We start from the raw sequence: 16,483 nt of genomic DNA, 5'->3' as shown, positions 1-16,483 counted from the left end.
CGCGAGGTCTTGAGGTTAATTAGGGCTGGCGTCGAATGCCGCTAACAGATGGCGCGGCAGGCTCTTCGGCGCAATCAGCACGGCGTCGAATCTGAGATCAAATTCGGCATGTTCGGGATGCGCCATCAGCCAGGCCTGGGCGGCATTGATGATGCGCAGCTGCTGCCGCGGCGTCACCGCATAGGCGGCGTCGTCGAGGCTGGCACGGGCCTTGACCTCGACGAAGGCCAGTAGATTGCGCCGGCGCACCACGAGGTCGATCTCGCCAAAGGGGGTACGGAAGCGTCGTGCCAGGATGCGATAGCCCTTGGCGATCAGCAGGGCTGCGGCGCGGCTCTCCGCCGAGATGCCGGTCCGGAACGCCGCGACGCGCTCCGGCGAGGCGCTGTCAGTCTTCGCCATTGCCGTCCCCGGTGGTCTTCGCAAGCTCGAGGGCGCGGGCATAGACCTCGCGGCGCGGCCGGCCCGACAGTTCGACCGCATGGGCGACCGCATCCTTGACGCTGCCGCGGGCGAGCTGCGCCCGCAGCAGATCGTCGAGTTTATCCTGGTCCATCACCCCGGCATCATCGGCCGGCGGTCCGATGACCAGCACGAACTCGCCGCGCGTTTCCAGCGCGTCCGCGCTCGCGGCCAGCTCGGCGACCGGCGCGCGCGTGATCTCCTCGTGCAGCTTGGTCAGCTCGCGGCAGATCGCGGCATCGCGGCCGGGCATGATCGCAGCGAGATCGCGCAGCGTATCCTGTACGCGGTTGCCCGATTCGAACATCACGAGCGTCGCATCGACCCTCGCCAGCTCGTTGAGCCGGGCGCGGCGCGCGTGCTCCTTCGCGGGCAAAAATCCCTCGAAGAAAAACCGGTCGGTCGGCAGGGCCGCGACCGACAGCGCCGTCAGCACCGACGATGGCCCCGGCACCGCGATGACGGCATGCCCGGCGGCGCAGACGTCGCGCACCAGCTTGAAGCCGGGATCGGAGATCAGCGGCGTGCCGGCGTCGGAAACCAGCGCGATCGCGGCGCCCTGCGCCAGCCGCTCCAGAATTTTGGGCCGGGCCTGGGCCGCGTTGTGCTCGTGGTAGAGCGCGAGGTCGGCGGCGATCGCATAACGCTCGGTCAGCCGGCGCGTGATCCTGGTGTCCTCGCAGGCGATGACGTCGACACCGGCCAGCGTCTCCAGCGCGCGCAAGGTGATGTCGGCGAGATTTCCGATCGGGGTCGCGACCAGATGGAGCCCGGGTGCGGCCCTTGGCGCGGCCAATTGCTGGCCGCCGATCGAAAAGGTTCTGGCCGCAGCGCCCGTCGTGGCATCCGAATGGTGGAGGGAACTGGCTTTTGCGCGCATAATGCCAATCTAGAGCGTTTTCGAGCGAAGTGGGTACCGGTTCGCGTGACGAAAACGCGTCAAACCGAGAATCTAGAGCCCCGTTCCGATTCAATCGGAACGGGATAAGCTCTAGAGGGATGGCGGCGCTAGCGCCATATCCGCAAACGGCGGTGACGGAACGCTGCCTGACGGGAGAAATGGAGGCCGCGGCAAGGGCGCCGCGGGGCCATAATCCTTTTGTTTTAGTTAACTATTCGCCGAGAATATGCCTGAATCCACCCGCCTCATCAGAGCTGGATGGAGTCCTGGCTGATCACGGTCGGCCAAGAGAAGAGAGACGATGGAAGGCCCGCATCACCGCAAGTCCCCGCCGTCGGGCACCACCCGGCGGACCGCGCTCGGCCTCCTCGTGGGCGCGCCGCTGCTGACGGCCTGTTCCGGCGTGCAGCAAAGCTTGAGCCAGTTTTCCAGCCCGCTCGGCGGCAACCAGGAAGGCGGTCCCGCCGGCCCGCAGCAGCAGCCGCAGGCGGTCGGCACCGGGCAGGTCAAGATCGGGCTGATCCTGCCGCTGTCGGCGTTCGGCAATGCCGGGCTTGCCGCCCAGTCGATGCGGAACGCGGCCGAAATGGCGCTGGCGGAATTTCAGAACCCGAACATCCAGCTCCTGATCAAGGACGATGGCGGCAGCCCGCAGGGCGCGTCGCAGGGTGCCCAGCAGGCATTATCCGAAGGCGCCGAGATCATTCTGGGACCGCTGTTCGCAGGCTCGGTGCCGGCCGTCGCGCAACTGACGCGACCGCGCGGAACCTCGGTGATCGCGTTCTCCACCGATTCGAGCGTGGCCGGGCGCGGCGTCTATCTGCTGAGCTTCCTGCCGGAATCCGACATCAATCGCATCGTCGATTACTCGGCGGGGATCGGAAAGCGCTCGTTCGCCGCGATGGTGCCGGACAATGCCTATGGCAACGTGGTCGAGGCCGCGTTCAAGCAGGCGGTCGGCCGCAAGAACGGCCGCGTCGTCGCATTCGAGAAATATGGCGCCGATCGCGCGACGCCGGCGCGAACCGTGGCGCAGGCGCTCGGCCAGGCCGATGCGCTGTTGATCGCCGACGATGGTGATTCGGTCGTCGCGACCGCCGATGCCTTGACCGCAGCCGGCGCCAATCTGCGCAACATCCAGCTGCTCGGCACCGGGCTGTGGGACAATCCGCGGGTATTCGCGAGCCCCGTCTTGCAGGGCGGCCTCTACGCCGCGCCCGATCCGTCCGGCTTCCGCAGCTTCGCCGGCCGCTACCGCAGCAAATATGGCGGCGAGCCGGTGCGCACTGCAACGCTTGCCTATGATGCCGTGGCGCTGATGGCGGCGCTCGCACGCACGCAAGGCGCGCAGCGCTTTGCGCCGGAGACGCTGACCAATCCATCCGGCTTCGCCGGTATCGACGGTTTGTTCCGCTTCCGCTCCGACGGCACCAATGAGCGCGGCCTTGCGGTCATGAAGGTGGCATCAGGCGGCAGTACGCCGGTCGCAGGCTCGCCGAAGAGTTTTGGCGCTTGATTTTCGTCAGGCGGTCAAGCTGCCCTGTCGAGCGCCGGCACCTGCCAGCTACTGTGCATGGGGTTGTTTTCGATATTTTGGCGCCCTGCAGCTAGGCGGCGAGATCCGCGACGACCGCGTCGAGCACCGGGAAGCCCGACTTCGTCACGCGCAGCCGTCCGTCGGCATCGACGGCGATCGCGCCTTCCTCGCGCAGCAGGGCGATCCGGTGCGGATCGAGCTTTCGGCCGGCGAGGGCCGCATAGCGCTTGGGATCGATGCCCTCGGCGAGCCGCAGCCCCATCAGCAGAAACTCGTCGGCGCGCTCTTCGCTGTTGAGGCTGTCATCGCTGACGACGCCGTGACCGCGCTCCTCGACGTTCAACAGCCAGGCCTCGGGGCGCCGCTCGGTCGCGGTCGCGTGCCTGACACCGTCGATGTCGAGCCTTCCATGTGCGCCGGGGCCGATACCGGCATATTCCTCACCGCGCCAGTAGACGAGGTTGTGCTTGCACTCGGCGCCGGCACGGGCGTGGTTGGAGATCTCATAGGCCGGCAATCCCTCGCGGGCGCAGACCTCCTGTGTCACGTCGTAGAGCGCGCGCGCGGTCGCTTCATCCGGCGTCTGCAATTTGCCGGCGGCATGCAGTCCGAAGAACGGCGTGCCTTCCTCGATCGTGAGCTGGTAGAGCGACAGATGCTCGGCCGCTTCCGAGATCGCCTGCTTCAGTTCATCAGCCCACATCCGCGGCGTCTGATCGGGGCGGGCATAGATCAGATCGAACGAGTAGCGATCGAACGCGCTTCGCGCGATCGCGACCGCGTCGAGCGCCTCGCGCGCGGTGTGCAGGCGGCCCAGTGCCTTCAGCGAGGCATCATCGAGCGCCTGCACGCCGAGCGAGACGCGGTTGACGCCGGCTGCGCGATAGCCGCGAAAACGCGTCGCCTCGACGCTGGTCGGATTGGCCTCGAGCGTGACCTCGACATCGCGCAAGACCTGCCAGTGCTTGCCGATCGCATCGAGCACGGCACCGACGGTCTGCGGCTGCATCAACGAAGGCGTGCCGCCGCCGAGGAAGATCGAGGACACCTGCCGCCCCGGCACGCGCGCGGCCGTCGTCTCGATCTCGCGGGCGAACGCGCGCACGAAGCGCTCCTCGTCGACCGGCGCATGCCGCACGTGGCTGTTGAAATCACAATACGGGCATTTCGACAGGCAGAACGGCCAGTGCACGTAGACGCCGAAGGCTGCTCGGTCAGCGTGGCTCAAGGCAGATCTCCGCGAGCTTCACGAAGGCGCGGGCGCGATGCGACAGGCCGAGTCCGAGCGGCGGCAGGCCGTGCTTCTCGATGCTGGTCATCTCGCCGAAGGTCCGCGTGTAGCCGTCGGGCAGGAACGCCGGATCGTAGCCGAAGCCGGCAGTGCCACGCGGCGGCCAGACCAGGGTTCCGTCGACGCGGGCCTCGACCTCCTCGAGGTGATCGTCGGGCCAGGCCACGCACAACGCCGAGACGAAGTGGGCCTTGCGCCGGTCCGGTGCGGTGGCGCCGCGTTCCTGCAGCAGCCGCTCGATCCGCGTCATCGCCGCCATGAAGTCCTTGCCCTCGCCGGCCCAACGCGCCGAGTAGATCCCGGGCGCGCCGTCGAGCGCGTCGACCACGATGCCGGAATCGTCGGCGAAGGCGGGCCGTCCAGTTGCCTTCGCTGCCGCGATCGCCTTGATCGCCGCGTTGGCGCGAAAACTGTCGCCGGTCTCCTCGGGCTCGGCAAGGTCAAGCTCGCCCGCCGACACCACCTCCACGCCATGCGGCGCCAGCAGTTCCCGCATCTCGGCAAGCTTGCCGGGATTATGGGTGGCGATGACGAGCCTTCCGGTGATTCGGCGGTGCATTACCAATCTGACTACGCCACCGCGATCTTTTGCAAGTCGACCAGACGCGCGACACCTTTGCGCGCCAGCGCCATCAGCGCCAGGAACTCGCCTTCCGAGAACGGCGTCTTCTCGGCGGTGCCCTGCACCTCGATGATCCGGCCGTCGCCGGTCATGACGAAATTGGCGTCGGTGTCGGCTTCGGAATCCTCGGCATAGTCGAGATCGAGCACCGGCGTGCCCTGGTAGATGCCGCAGGAGATCGCCGCCACGTTGTCGCGCAACACATTGGTCTTCAGCATGTTGCGGGTCTTCATCCAGTTGATGCAGTCGGCCAGCGCCACCCAGGCACCGGTGATCGAGGCGGTGCGGGTGCCGCCGTCGGCCTGGATGACGTCGCAATCGACCGTGATCTGGCGCTCGCCGAGCGCCTCGAGATCGACGGCCGCGCGCAGCGAGCGGCCGATCAGCCGCTGAATCTCGACCGTCCGGCCGCCCTGCTTGCCGGCCGAGGCCTCGCGACGGGTGCGTTCCAGGGTGGCACGCGGCAGCATGCCGTATTCGGCGGTGACCCAGCCGCGGCCCTGGCCCTTCAGCCACGGCGGCAACCGCTCTTCCAGCGTGGCGGTCACCAGCACATGGGTGTCGCCGAACTTCACCATGCAGGAACCCTCGGCATATTTGACGACGCCGCGTTCCAGCGACACGGGACGCAGTTCATCGGGTGCACGGCGGCTTGGCCGCATGAAATCCTCCAGAAATCCGAGAAAATTGGCTGGCCGTGCTTGTAGGAGGGGGAAGGGGCAGCGGCAAGGGTTTTCGGCCCCGGCAGGGTCCGGTACCACGGGGCCGAATGCATGCTTGTCATCGGCCTCCCGGATCGACAAATTATGCAGTAATTGTGAGGGACTGGAGTGTGACTCACCACGATCCGATTGGCCTGATCGCGCCGCATGCCGGGCTCGCCCAGCTCAACGAGCGTTCGCGCGACATTTTTCGTCAAATCGTCGAGAGCTATCTTGCGACCGGCGAGCCGGTCGGTTCCCGCAACATTTCGCGCCTGATCGCATTACCGCTGTCGCCGGCCTCGGTCCGCAATGTGATGTCGGATCTCGAGCAGCTCGGCCTGATCTATGCGCCGCATACATCCGCCGGACGGTTACCGACCGAACTCGGGCTGCGCTTCTTCGTCGATGCGCTGATGCAGGTCGGCGACCTCACCGAGGCCGAGCGTCAATCGATCCAGACCCAGCTTGCTGCCGTCGGCCGCGCGCAATCCGTCGAGGCCGCGCTTGGCGAAGCCCTGACGCGGCTGTCGGGGCTGACCCGTGCCGCGGCGGTGGTGCTGACGCAAAAGTCGAATGCGCGGCTCAAGCACATCGAGTTCGTCCGGCTGGAGCCGGAGAAAGCGCTGGTCGTGCTGGTCGGCGAAGACGGCCAGGTCGAAAACCGCGTGCTGGCGCTGCCGCCGGGTGTTCCATCCTCGGCCCTGACCGAGGCGACCAACTTCCTCAATGCGCGGATCCGCGGCCGGACGCTGGCTGAAGCGCGGCTCGAGCTCGAGACGGCATTGACGCAAAACCGCGCCGAGCTCGATCAGCTCACGCAAAAGGTGGTCGCGGCCGGCATCGCGAGCTGGTCCGGCGGCGAGAACGAGGACCGGCAGCTGATCGTGCGCGGTCACGCCAATCTGCTCGAGGACCTGCATGCGCTCGACGATCTCGAGCGCATCAAGTCGCTGTTCGACGATCTCGAAACCAAGCGCGGCGTGATCGATCTGCTCGGCCGCGCCGAACGCGGCGAGGGCGTGCGGATCTTCATCGGCTCGGAGAACAAGCTGTTCTCGCTGTCGGGTTCCTCTACCATCATCGCGCCCTACGGCGACGCCCAGGGGCGGATCGTGGGCGTCCTCGGCGTGATCGGACCGACGCGGCTGAACTATGCGCGGGTGATCCCGACCGTTGATTATGCCGCGCGCATCGTCAGCAAGATGCTGGGCGGCTGACCGGAGGGCGATTTCGCTTTCATTTGACGGGTTTTCTTCACCCAAGCCGGAGATCCCAGTTCCCGAGGCCGGTATGTTGCGCTTGATTTTCGCCGCCCAAAGCACGATATCCCGGCAAGCAATCCCCAAGATTTGAACCGACGCGAGTTTTCGAGAAGGCAAGCCATGACCGATCCGAACCGGGCCAATGACAACACCGAGAATTCGGCGCCGACGGGTGAGCCCGTTGTCTCGAAGCCCTACATCATGCCTGACGAGCCCGAGGCCGGATCGGCAGAGGCGCTGACCAAGGAACTCGCCGAGGCGCGCGACCGGACGCTGCGCACGCTGGCCGAGATGGAGAATCTCCGCCAGCGCACCCGCCGCGAGGTCGCCGACGCCAAGACCTATGGCATCACCGGCTTTGCCCGCGACGTGCTCGATATCGCCGACAACCTGCAGCGCGCGCTCGATGCGGTGCCGGCCGAGACCAAGGAAGCCGCCGATCCCGGCCTGAAGGCGTTGCTCGAAGGCGTCGAGTTGACTGAACGTTCACTGCTCAACGCGCTGGAGAAGAACGGCGTCAAGAAGTTCGACCCGATCGGCGAGAAGTTCGATCCGAACTTCCAGCAGGCGATGTTCGAGGTGCCTGATCCGTCGGTGCCGTCGGGCACCGTGGTGCAGGTCGTGCAGGCCGGTTACATGATCGGCGAGCGCATCCTGCGCCCGGCACTGGTCGGCGTCTCCAAGGGCGGCGCCAAGGCCGCCCCGACCGCGGACATCACCGCCTGATCCGTCCGATTCCGGCTGCCCGTTTGTGAGCTCGCGGATTGCGCGGGCTCACGGTCGCGGCTTTTCGTGTGCCTTCGGCCAATAGGTGCCGAAGCTCCAGAGATTTCCTTCCGGATCGCGGCAGGCGAAGTCGCGGCTGCCATAGTCGGTGTCTCGCAGTTCCATCTCGATCTTTGCGCCGGCAGCCTTGACCTTCGCGTGCAGCGCGTCGGGATCGTCGACGGCGATATAGATCGAGTCCGTGCGACGGTTGTCGAGGTCGCCGACCAGCCGGCCATATGCGTCGTCACGGCTCTGGCCCAGCATCAGCATCGAGGAACCATAGGCGAGCTCGGCGTGATGGATCACGCCGCCATCGCGGTAGACGACGTGTTCGGTGAACCCAAGCACCGTCGTGAGCCAATTGGTCATCGCCTCGGCGTCCTTGCAGCGCAGGGTCGGATAGATGCGGGGCGGTTCGATGTCGTGCGTCATGGTCGCTCACCTCCTTGGCTGACGGCGCCATCCTGCACGAGGCAACGCGGCGTCGGCTTGAAGGTTTGTTACCAGTCCGCCAGCCCATCGCCGGCGTGAACCAGCCGGCGGCCGGTCAGCGCCTGGCGGCGCGCCCAGGCGGTTGGCGGTTCGCCCGCGAATTCGACGAATTCGCGGGCGAGATGGGCCTGGTCGGCATAGCCGCTTTCCGCCGCGATCCCCGCCCAGCCAAGCGCGGTGCCGCTTTGTGCCAGCCGGCTCGCCCGGTGAAACCGCATCATGCGCGCCAGCGATTTGGGGGCGAGGCCGAGCTCGGACCGAAACCGGCCGGCCAGATGCTTGCGGCTCCAGCCGATCTCGTCGGCCAGTGCCGTGATGCTGATAGCGCCGGCCGAACGCGCCAGTTTTCGATAGGCGAACGCGACTTCGAAAGACGGCATGTGGCCGGCGCGGCGCAGCACGAACGCCTCGATCAGGTCGAAGCGGCGCTGCCAGCACGCCACGGCGCCGAGCTGCTCGCGCAGGCGACGGCCATCATGGCCGAGCACATCGTCGATATCGACCATGCGCCCGACCAGGTCGGTCACGGCGCCGCCGAAGAAGCTGTAGGCGCCAAGCGGGGTGAAATCGACCTGCACGCAGGCAGCGTGCCCGTCGGACTCGATGTAGACAGGCCCGGCATGCAGGCCGGCGGCGAAGCTGAGCTGACGATCGGTCGCACTGGGCTCGCGCGACAGCGCGATCAGGAACGGCGAGCCGAAACTGATGATCAGCGGGACGATCAGCGGCGCGGCCTGTCGTTGCGCGAACCGGCCCGTCGCGGTCTCGCGATAACCGGTGATCCGGACGATCAGGCCCGCCAGGCGCGGCGATGGCAGGCGCTGCGCGAGATCGAATGCAAGGGGTGACGACTCGGCCATGCGGATGTCGCGAGGCAGCGTCCTACGCGATATCCGAGGACTGGATGCGCTTGACGCCGGCCTTGGCCATGTCGTCCCAGGCCTTGGCGAGCGATCCCTGGGTGTCGATGCCGCGGCAGGCATCTTCCACCACATAGGTCTCGAAGCCGGCCTTGCGCGCATCGAGCGCGGTCCATGCCACGCAGAAATCGGTGGCGAGCCCGGCCACGAAAACCCGCTCGACGTTGCGCGCCTTCAGATAGGCGGCGAGCCCGGTGGTGGTCTTGCCGTCGGCCTCGGTGAACGCGGAGTAGCTGTCGACGTCCTTGTGAAAGCCCTTGCGGATGATCAGCTCGGCCTGCGGGATCGCGAGTTCCTTCGACAGCGAAGCGCCGTCGGTGCCCTGGACGCAGTGGTCGGGCCACAGCACCTGCTTGCCATAGGCAAGGTCGACGGTCTCGAACGGCTTCTTGCCGGAATGGGTCGAGGCAAAGGAGATGTGTCCGGGCGTGTGCCAGTCCTGCGTCATCACCACATTGGCAAAGCTCTTGGCGATCCGGTTGATCACCGGCACCACCTGCTCGCCGTCCTTCACCGCGAGGCTGCCGCCGGGCAGGAAGCAGTTCTGGACGTCGATCACGAGCAGCGCGGAGCCGTCGTCGGGCTTGATCGCAGCCGCCCAGAGGTGCTTTGGAACCAGCGCGGCAAGCGCCAGCGTACCGAGCCCTGCAACGACCTGTCGTCGATCCAACATCGCGCCCTCCTCGCTTTGGTAGCCGTGCGAGGAGGCTAGTTCCGTTCGTGGAGCTGCGAAAGTCCGATTTTTTGGCGGGCCTGTCAGCCGCGCGGCTGGATGCCGTCGCGCACCGCGCGGAAGCGCGGGAAGGCCTTCTCCCAATCGGTACGCGGGGAGCTGCCGATGATGCGCATCGATGTTTGCGCGCCGAACCGCAGCCACTGCACGATGGTCACCGGGGTATTGTCCTTGCCGCTGACGGCGTCGATGCGCGTCTCGAAGCCGGGCTGGCCGTCGATCCGGATCGGTTCGGACATGGTGATCCGCCCGTCGCGCACGCCGGGGATCGTGGTGGCGATCTGCTGGGCGAAGCGACCGCGATCATCTGGTGTGGCCGGGGCCGAGCCGATGATGCCAAGCAGCATGAAGGGCTTGGTCTCAAGGCCCTTGTCGTCGCCGTCGGCCATCAGCAGCGCGGCGCCCGGCGCCAGCATGCGGACATTCTTGAAGCTGCTGAGCTCGGTGACCTTGAACGGCATCATGCCGAGCTGTTCGTCGACCGGCACCTCGTTGCGGATCTGGGCGGTGGCGAACATCTGCCGCACGGCGTCGTCGGTGTAGATCTTGCTCGCGTTTTCCGGCACCTGCACCGCGACATAGCCGGAGAAGGTCGGTCCCGGCAGGATCATGGAATAGCGCCGCACATTGGTGGTGCCGTCACGCGCGCTCTCCACGGTGTAATAGGCAAGGCCGGCCGGCGTCTCGAGGCTCTCCGGCTTGATGTTTCCGCTACCGGCCGGGTTGGCCTTGAAGGCGCTCACGACCTCGTTGTAGGCGTCCGCGGGCAGATCGGCGATCAAGACCTTCACGCCCTGGTCCTCGGTCTCGAAGCCGATGAACGACTTGGCGCGGTTGAGGCCCACCAGCGGCTTCATCCCGACATGCGCGCCCGGCGGAAACACCACGTCGGCGGCAAAGCCACGACAGGTGGCAGCAAGCAGCAAGGCAACCGCAACGAGAAGTCGAAAAGGCGTCATGGGGGATCTACCGGTTTTGCTTGGTGGCCGCGCAACGGGGCCGGTGCAGGGCTGGATGGCCTCTTTCAGTCGGACCGCTTTTAGCGGTTTTGATGACCCTGCAACAGGCCGCCAAAGCCCCGCTCCGGGCCTGCAGGCCCGATTCCATGGGCTTTTCGTCCCGATTGGCTGGCACTTTCCAGTTTCCCGACGTTTCCGACGATCGGCCACCAGCGGCCAAACAGCGCGCCCTCGGCCTGTGCGCCGCTCCCGCATACGACGTTTGTGAGTGTTCACTCAACAGCGCTGATGTCGTGTAGCGGATGTTCGCGGTCGACGGCGTGCCGCATCATTGCCGATTTGTTAACTTGGATCGGGCTTGAACCGGCGCCGCAGTCGGGCTGACACAATCTTTCAAACGTCAGTCTTTTCAGGCCTCAACGTTGCGTCCAGTCCTTGCGGGCAGGACCCTCTCTCCTATATCAGGCTCACCGTCGCAATATCGCGAGTATGTGAACGTCTGGGGGTTCGGTACGGAGCGCCGTCAGGGCCCAACCAACCTGCCGTAGCAAAGAGGATATGAAAACCATGGGTAAGGTCATTGGGATCGACCTCGGCACCACGAATTCGTGCGTCGCCGTAATGGATGGCAAGAACGCCAAGGTGATCGAGAATGCCGAGGGCATGCGGACGACGCCGTCGATCGTTGCCTTCACTGACGATGGCGAGCGCCTCGTCGGCCAGCCGGCGAAGCGCCAGGCGGTGACCAATCCCGAGCGTACGTTCTTTGCGGTGAAGCGCCTCATTGGTCGCCGCTATGACGACCCGATGGTCGAGAAGGACAAGAAGCTCGTTCCCTACAAGATCGTCAAGGCATCGAACGGCGACGCCTGGGTCGAAGCCGATGGCAAGACCTATTCGCCCTCGCAGGTCTCGGCCTTCATTCTGCAGAAGATGAAGGAGACCGCTGAGGCGCATCTCGGCCAGAAGGTCGAGCAGGCTGTCATCACAGTTCCCGCCTATTTCAACGACGCGCAGCGTCAGGCCACCAAGGACGCCGGCAAGATCGCCGGCCTCGAAGTGCTGCGCATCATCAACGAGCCGACGGCTGCCGCGCTCGCCTACGGTCTCGACAAGTCGAAGTCCGGCACGATCGCCGTGTACGACCTCGGCGGCGGCACCTTCGACGTCTCGATCCTCGAGATCGGCGACGGCGTGTTCGAGGTGAAGTCGACCAACGGTGACACCTTCCTCGGTGGTGAAGATTTCGACATGCGCCTGGTCGGCTATCTCGCCGACGAATTCCAGAAGGAGCAGGGCATCAACCTGCGCAACGACAAGCTTGCCTTGCAGCGCCTGAAGGAGGCTGCGGAGAAGGCCAAGATCGAGCTGTCGTCGACCACGCAGACCGAAATCAACCTGCCGTTCATCACGGCTGACCAGACCGGTCCGAAGCATCTGACGATGAAGCTGACCCGCGCCAAGTTCGAGGCGCTGGTGGCCGACCTCGTCGAGAAGACCATCGAGCCGTGCCGCAAGGCGCTGAAGGATGCCGGCCTGACCGCCGGCGAGATCGGCGAAGTGGTGCTGGTCGGCGGCATGACCCGCATGCCGAAGATCCAGGAAGTCGTGAAGCAGTTCTTCGGCAAGGAGCCGCACAAGGGCGTCAATCCCGACGAGGTCGTCGCGATCGGCGCTGCGATCCAGGCCGGCGTGCTGCAGGGCGATGTCAAGGACGTGCTGCTGCTCGACGTGACCCCGCTGTCGCTGGGCATCGAGACGCTGGGCGGCGTGTTCACCCGCATCATCGACCGCAACACCACGATCCCGACCAAGAAGAGCCAGGTGTTCTCGACCGCCGAAGACAATCAGGGCGCCGTCACCATCCGCGTCTTCCAGGGCGAGCGCGAAATGGCGGCCGACAACAAGATGCTCGGCCAGTTCGACCTGATGGGCATTCCGCCGGCTCCGCGCGGCATGCCGCAGATCGAGGTGACCTTCGACATCGACGCCAACGGCATCGTCAACGTGTCGGCCAAGGACAAGGCGACCGGCAAGGAACAGCAGATCCGGATCCAGGCATCCGGCGGTCTGTCCGAGGCCGACATCGACAAGATGGTCAAGGACGCCGAGGTCAACGCGGCCGAGGACAAGAAGCGCCGCGAGGCTGTCGACGCCAAGAACCATGCCGACGGCCTGGTTCACTCGACCGAGAAGGCTCTGGCCGAACACGGTTCGAAGATCGCCGACACCGAGCGCCGCGCGATCGAAGACGCCGTCAGCGACCTCAAGGAAGCGCTGAAGGGCGACGACGCCGAGGCGATCAAGGCCAAGACCAACACGCTGGCGCAGGCTTCGATGAAGCTTGGCGAGGCCATGTACAAGCAGCAGGCCGAGGCCGATGCGGCCAAGGACGCTGCCAAGGATGACGTTGTCGACGCGGAATTCACCGAGGTCGATGACGACAAGAACAGCAAGAAGTCTGCTTAAGCGGATTTGCGATCATGACCCTCACACCAATGAGCACGCGCCGCGTCTCGGAGGAGTGGGGGTCATTTTTCTTTAAGGCGATCGCTGCATCTTCCAGACAGGCGCAATCCTTGACGCGATCCTGAGCGCAAGCTTCGGCGATCGCGATGAACTTCGGACGGAATTGAAGGATGTCCACCAAGCGCTGCTATTACGAGACCCTCGAGGTTGAGCGGAACGCGGACGAGACCAAGCTGAAATCGGCTTTCCGCAAGCTCGCGATGAAATGGCATCCGGACAAGAATCCGGGCGACGCCACCAGCGAAGTCCGGTTCAAGGAAATCAACGAAGCCTATGAGGTGCTGAAGGACGGCGACAAGCGCGCCGCCTACGACCGCTTCGGCCATGCCGCTTTCGAGCAGGGCATGGGCGGCGGCGGCCCCGGCTTCGGCGCCGGCTTCGCTTCATCCTTCTCCGACATTTTCGAAGACCTGTTCGGTATGGCCGGGCAGCGCCGCGGCGGCGGCCGCGAGCGCGGCGCTGACCTGCGCTACAACATGGAGATCACGCTCGAGGAGGCCTTCCAGGGCAAGACCGCGCAGATCGAGATCCCGGTCTCGGTCACCTGCGAATCCTGCTCGGGCACCGGCGCCAAGGCCGGCACCAAGCCGAAGACCTGCTCGCATTGCGGCGGCGCCGGCCGTATCCGGCAGGCCCAGGGCTTCTTCACGCTGGAGCGGACCTGTCCCGGCTGTCAGGGCCGCGGCCAGATGATCGAGGATGCCTGCACCTCCTGCGCCGGTTCCGGCCGGGTGACGCGCGACCGCACGCTGTCGGTCAACATTCCCCCGGGCGTCGAGGACGGCACCCGGATTCGTCTCGCCGGCGAAGGCGAGGCCGGTGTCCGCGGCGGACCGCCGGGTGACCTCTACATCTTCCTGTCGCTGACCACGCACCAGTTCTTCCAGCGCGACGGCGCCGACCTGCACTGCCGCGTGCCGATCTCGATGGTGACCGCAGCGCTCGGCGGCGAGTTCGAGGTGCCGACCATCGACAAGGGCAAGACCAAGGTGAAGGTGCCGGCCGGCACCCAGTCCAGCCGCCGATTCCGCATCGCATCAAAGGGTATGCCGGTGCTCCGTTCGCGCCAGACCGGCGACATGTATGTGCAGGTCGTGGTCGAAACGCCGCAAAATCTGACCAAGAAGCAGCAAGAACTGCTGATGGAGTTCGAAAAACTGTCGTCCGGCGCAACCCAGCCGGAGGCTGCGGGTTTCTTCTCTAAGGTCAAGGACTTCTTTGGCAATCGCTCCGTCTAGCCGCAGTCGTTATGCTTGACCGTAACGACTTCGACCTATACGTCTTTGTGACTGTTTTCTGACAACCGCTCGATTGTGCGGTCCCCGCCTGGTAGCGACATGCCTTTGCAATCGTCCGTGCGTGCGTCGAAGAAGCCCCTCCGTCTCGACGACGAGGTTCGATTTCTCCGTTCATGGATGGAGAAGCCGCTGCATATGGGCGCGGTGATGCCGTCCGGACGGCTGCTCGCCCGCACCATGGCGCAATATGTCGATCGCGACGCCGAGGGGCCGGTCATCGAACTTGGACCCGGCACCGGGGCGATCACCAACGCGCTGATCGAGCACGGCGTCGATCAAAAGCGTCTCGTCCTGGTTGAATACAATCCCGGCTTCTGCGCATTGCTGCGCGAACGCTATCCGCAGGCCAGGGTCGTCCAGGGGGACGCCTACACGCTGCGCGATACTGTGTGGGAGGTGCTGAAATCTCCCGCCTCGGCCGTGGTCTCCGGTCTGCCGCTCGTCACCAAGCCGATGCTGACCCGCCTGAGGCTGGTCCGTGACGCCTTCCTGGCGCTCGCACCCGGCGCGCCGTTCATTCAGTTTACCTATTCGGTGGTGCCTCCGATTCCGAAGTCGCTGCCGGGCGTGTCCACAGAGGCCTCCGAGCGGATCTGGATGAACCTTCCGCCCGCGCGGGTCTGGGTGTATCGCAAGGGCTGACCACCCAGCGCCCGTCGCGCCGGGCCTGCGCCCAATACCTGCGATTTCAAGATGTCCGCGCTGAAAATCCTCGTGATCCCCGGATCGCTTCGGTCAGGCTCGCTCAATGCGAAGCTGGCCGCCGTGCTGGCGTACGAACTGGCGCAATCCGGCGCCGACGTCACCCGCATCTCGCTCGGCGATTTTCCGCTGCCGATCTATGACGGCGACCTGCAGGCGAAATCCGGCGTGCCGCAGCATGCCGTGAATCTGAAGCGGATGATCGGCGCCCATCATGGCGTGCTGATCGTGACACCGGAATACAATTCCTCGGTGCCGGCGCTGGTGAAGAACACGATCGACTGGGTGAGCCGCGTGCAGGATCCGCATGAGGTGCGAGGTCAAGTGTTCCACGGCCGCGCGTTCGCGATTTCAGCCGCATCCGGCAACCGGCTCGGCGGCACGCGCGCGCTGGCTGCGCTTCGCCTGATCCTGACGGCGTGCCACGCCACCGTGATCCCGAACCAGCTCGCGCTGTCATTCGCCGAGCAGGCCTACGACGATATGGATCATCTGAAGCACCAGGCCGACATCGACGCGATGCGGGCGCTGGTGCGGCAGCTGATCGACCATTCCCAACGCATGATGTGAGGTGACATGCAGCCAGTCAGGATCGCTCCAAGAGACCGGTTGATCGTGGCGCTAGATCTGCCGTCGGTCGCCGGCGCCGAGGCGATGATCGACCGGCTCGGCGATGCCGTCACCTTCTACAAGATCGGCTATCAGCTCGGTTATGCCGGCGGCCTCATCCTGGCGAAGCAGCTTGCAGGCAGCGGCAAGAAGGTCTTCCTCGATCTGAAACTGCACGACATCGGCAACACCGTCGCGCGCGGGGTCGAAAGCGTCGCCGGGCTCGGCGCGACCTTTCTCACTGTGCATGCCTACCCGCAGACCATGAAGGCGGCGGTCGAGGCCCGCGCCGGCTCCGGCCTGAAGATCCTCGCGGTGACGGTGCTGACCTCCTACGACGACACTGACCTGCATGCGGCGGGCTATCGCCTCAACGTCTCCGATCTCGTCGAAGCGCGCGCCAAACAGGCGCAGGCGCTTGGCGTCGACGGCCTCGTCAGCTCGCCCGAGGAGGCGGCCGCCTTGCGCAAGATCGTCGGCAATCAGATGAACCTGGTGACGCCGGGCATCCGCCCCGCGGGCTCGGCGACCGGCGATCAGAAGCGCATCATGACGCCGGCCCGCGCCATTGCCGCCGGCGCCGACTATCTGGTGGTCGGACGTCCGGTGATGGAAGCCGCCGATCCGAAGGCATCAGCCGAAGCCATTCACGCCGAAATCGCCCAGGCGCTTGCCTGAACAACAAGAGGGAGAA

At 65.6% G+C, this 16,483-nt stretch carries 17 protein-coding genes; 8 read left to right on the top strand and 9 right to left on the bottom strand.

Annotation, left to right across the window (positions count from 1 at the left end; translation table 11 throughout):
• Positions 1-15: 15 nt before the first annotated feature.
• Entirely contained in the window at positions 16-402 is a 387-nt protein-coding gene (locus ACE10X_RS44460) for a YraN family protein (protein ID WP_038382707.1), read from the bottom strand.
• Positions 389-1,342 carry a 16S rRNA (cytidine(1402)-2'-O)-methyltransferase gene (rsmI, locus tag ACE10X_RS44455; RefSeq protein WP_038382706.1) on the bottom strand — a complete coding sequence of 318 codons (954 nt, stop codon included), beginning with the start codon at positions 1,340-1,342 and terminating at the stop codon, positions 389-391. Before rsmI ends, ACE10X_RS44460 begins: the two co-directional genes overlap by 14 nt.
• Before the next feature lie 322 nt (positions 1,343-1,664).
• Here rsmI and ACE10X_RS44450 point away from each other — a divergent pair, with 322 nt between their 5' ends.
• Positions 1,665-2,879: a penicillin-binding protein activator gene (locus tag ACE10X_RS44450; protein WP_375763886.1), complete on the top strand. Its 1,215-nt coding sequence runs from the start codon at positions 1,665-1,667 to the stop codon at positions 2,877-2,879.
• Between the two features lie 91 nt (positions 2,880-2,970).
• On the opposite strand, the gene hemW is transcribed toward ACE10X_RS44450, so the two are convergent.
• The 3 genes from hemW to rph are packed head-to-tail and all read right to left on the bottom strand — an operon-like array spanning position 2,971 to position 5,475.
• Positions 2,971-4,128, bottom strand: coding sequence for a radical SAM family heme chaperone HemW (hemW, locus tag ACE10X_RS44445; protein WP_038382703.1), 1,158 nt, complete (start codon positions 4,126-4,128; stop codon positions 2,971-2,973).
• Positions 4,115-4,750 carry an RdgB/HAM1 family non-canonical purine NTP pyrophosphatase gene (rdgB, locus tag ACE10X_RS44440; protein ID WP_375763885.1) on the bottom strand — a complete coding sequence of 212 codons (636 nt, stop codon included), beginning with the start codon at positions 4,748-4,750 and terminating at the stop codon, positions 4,115-4,117. Before rdgB ends, hemW begins: the two co-directional genes overlap by 14 nt.
• Before the next feature lie 11 nt (positions 4,751-4,761).
• A complete protein-coding gene (gene rph / locus ACE10X_RS44435; RefSeq protein ID WP_016841497.1) occupies positions 4,762-5,475 on the bottom strand; it encodes a ribonuclease PH in 714 nt (237 codons plus the stop codon).
• Between the two features lie 170 nt (positions 5,476-5,645).
• On the opposite strand from rph, the gene hrcA reads away from it, so the two are divergent.
• Positions 5,646-6,734, top strand: coding sequence for a heat-inducible transcriptional repressor HrcA (gene hrcA / locus ACE10X_RS44430; protein WP_016841498.1), 1,089 nt, complete (start codon positions 5,646-5,648; stop codon positions 6,732-6,734).
• A 165-nt stretch (positions 6,735-6,899) separates the two neighbouring features.
• The gene (grpE, locus tag ACE10X_RS44425) at positions 6,900-7,505 is read left to right on the top strand and encodes a nucleotide exchange factor GrpE (protein ID WP_038382701.1); all 606 of its coding nucleotides are present in this window, start codon (positions 6,900-6,902) and stop codon (positions 7,503-7,505) included.
• Between the two features lie 48 nt (positions 7,506-7,553).
• On the opposite strand, the gene ACE10X_RS44420 is transcribed toward grpE, so the two are convergent.
• From ACE10X_RS44420 to ACE10X_RS44405, 4 genes are all read right to left on the bottom strand, one after another.
• Complete coding sequence (locus ACE10X_RS44420; RefSeq protein ID WP_028341762.1) at positions 7,554-7,979, bottom strand: VOC family protein; 426 nt, start codon at positions 7,977-7,979, stop codon at positions 7,554-7,556.
• Between the two features lie 68 nt (positions 7,980-8,047).
• Positions 8,048-8,899 (bottom strand): helix-turn-helix domain-containing protein, encoded by an 852-nt coding sequence (locus ACE10X_RS44415; protein WP_304557391.1) that lies wholly within the window; start codon positions 8,897-8,899, stop codon positions 8,048-8,050.
• Positions 8,900-8,921: 22 nt separating this feature from the next.
• Positions 8,922-9,632, bottom strand: coding sequence for a bifunctional nicotinamidase/pyrazinamidase (gene pncA / locus ACE10X_RS44410; RefSeq protein ID WP_038382697.1), 711 nt, complete (start codon positions 9,630-9,632; stop codon positions 8,922-8,924).
• A gap of 83 nt (positions 9,633-9,715) precedes the next feature.
• Positions 9,716-10,651 carry a hypothetical protein gene (locus tag ACE10X_RS44405; RefSeq protein WP_028341759.1) on the bottom strand — a complete coding sequence of 312 codons (936 nt, stop codon included), beginning with the start codon at positions 10,649-10,651 and terminating at the stop codon, positions 9,716-9,718.
• A 567-nt stretch (positions 10,652-11,218) separates the two neighbouring features.
• Between ACE10X_RS44405 and dnaK the strand changes: the two genes are divergently transcribed.
• The 5 genes from dnaK (at position 11,219) to pyrF (ending at position 16,467) form a co-directional block, all read left to right on the top strand.
• Positions 11,219-13,120, top strand: a complete 1,902-nt coding sequence (gene dnaK / locus ACE10X_RS44400; protein WP_026192053.1) for a molecular chaperone DnaK — start codon at positions 11,219-11,221, stop codon at positions 13,118-13,120.
• A 170-nt stretch (positions 13,121-13,290) separates the two neighbouring features.
• Positions 13,291-14,418: a molecular chaperone DnaJ gene (dnaJ, locus tag ACE10X_RS44395; RefSeq protein WP_028341758.1), complete on the top strand. Its 1,128-nt coding sequence runs from the start codon at positions 13,291-13,293 to the stop codon at positions 14,416-14,418.
• Between the two features lie 99 nt (positions 14,419-14,517).
• Positions 14,518-15,120 carry a class I SAM-dependent methyltransferase gene (locus ACE10X_RS44390; RefSeq protein WP_028341757.1) on the top strand — a complete coding sequence of 201 codons (603 nt, stop codon included), beginning with the start codon at positions 14,518-14,520 and terminating at the stop codon, positions 15,118-15,120.
• A gap of 51 nt (positions 15,121-15,171) precedes the next feature.
• Entirely contained in the window at positions 15,172-15,750 is a 579-nt protein-coding gene (locus ACE10X_RS44385) for an NADPH-dependent FMN reductase (RefSeq protein ID WP_038382696.1), read from the top strand.
• A gap of 6 nt (positions 15,751-15,756) precedes the next feature.
• The gene (pyrF, locus tag ACE10X_RS44380; protein WP_038382695.1) at positions 15,757-16,467 is read left to right on the top strand and encodes an orotidine-5'-phosphate decarboxylase; all 711 of its coding nucleotides are present in this window, start codon (positions 15,757-15,759) and stop codon (positions 16,465-16,467) included.
• The last annotated feature ends 16 nt before the right edge of the window (positions 16,468-16,483 follow it).

Source organism: Bradyrhizobium sp. Pha-3 (genome assembly GCF_042258325.1).
GTDB classification, from domain to species: Bacteria; Pseudomonadota; Alphaproteobacteria; order Rhizobiales; family Xanthobacteraceae; genus Bradyrhizobium; species Bradyrhizobium elkanii.
The sequence above is the reverse complement of the archived record's forward strand: the minus strand, read 5'-3'. Positions and strand labels throughout refer to the sequence as shown.

Coding starts and splice junctions, on each gene's coding strand:
- ACE10X_RS44460 (WP_038382707.1), bottom strand. CDS start 402: ATGGCGAAGACTGACAGCGCCTCGCCGGAGCGCGTCGCGGCGTTCCGG.
- rsmI (WP_038382706.1), bottom strand. CDS start 1,342: ATGCGCGCAAAAGCCAGTTCCCTCCACCATTCGGATGCCACGACGGGC.
- ACE10X_RS44450 (WP_375763886.1), top strand. CDS start 1,665: ATGGAAGGCCCGCATCACCGCAAGTCCCCGCCGTCGGGCACCACCCGG.
- rdgB (WP_375763885.1), bottom strand. CDS start 4,750: ATGCACCGCCGAATCACCGGAAGGCTCGTCATCGCCACCCATAATCCC.
- rph (WP_016841497.1), bottom strand. CDS start 5,475: ATGCGGCCAAGCCGCCGTGCACCCGATGAACTGCGTCCCGTGTCGCTG.
- grpE (WP_038382701.1), top strand. CDS start 6,900: ATGACCGATCCGAACCGGGCCAATGACAACACCGAGAATTCGGCGCCG.
- ACE10X_RS44420 (WP_028341762.1), bottom strand. CDS start 7,979: ATGACGCACGACATCGAACCGCCCCGCATCTATCCGACCCTGCGCTGC.
- ACE10X_RS44415 (WP_304557391.1), bottom strand. CDS start 8,899: ATGGCCGAGTCGTCACCCCTTGCATTCGATCTCGCGCAGCGCCTGCCA.
- pncA (WP_038382697.1), bottom strand. CDS start 9,632: ATGTTGGATCGACGACAGGTCGTTGCAGGGCTCGGTACGCTGGCGCTT.
- ACE10X_RS44405 (WP_028341759.1), bottom strand. CDS start 10,651: ATGACGCCTTTTCGACTTCTCGTTGCGGTTGCCTTGCTGCTTGCTGCC.
- dnaK (WP_026192053.1), top strand. CDS start 11,219: ATGGGTAAGGTCATTGGGATCGACCTCGGCACCACGAATTCGTGCGTC.
- dnaJ (WP_028341758.1), top strand. CDS start 13,291: ATGTCCACCAAGCGCTGCTATTACGAGACCCTCGAGGTTGAGCGGAAC.
- ACE10X_RS44390 (WP_028341757.1), top strand. CDS start 14,518: ATGCCTTTGCAATCGTCCGTGCGTGCGTCGAAGAAGCCCCTCCGTCTC.
- ACE10X_RS44385 (WP_038382696.1), top strand. CDS start 15,172: ATGTCCGCGCTGAAAATCCTCGTGATCCCCGGATCGCTTCGGTCAGGC.
- pyrF (WP_038382695.1), top strand. CDS start 15,757: ATGCAGCCAGTCAGGATCGCTCCAAGAGACCGGTTGATCGTGGCGCTA.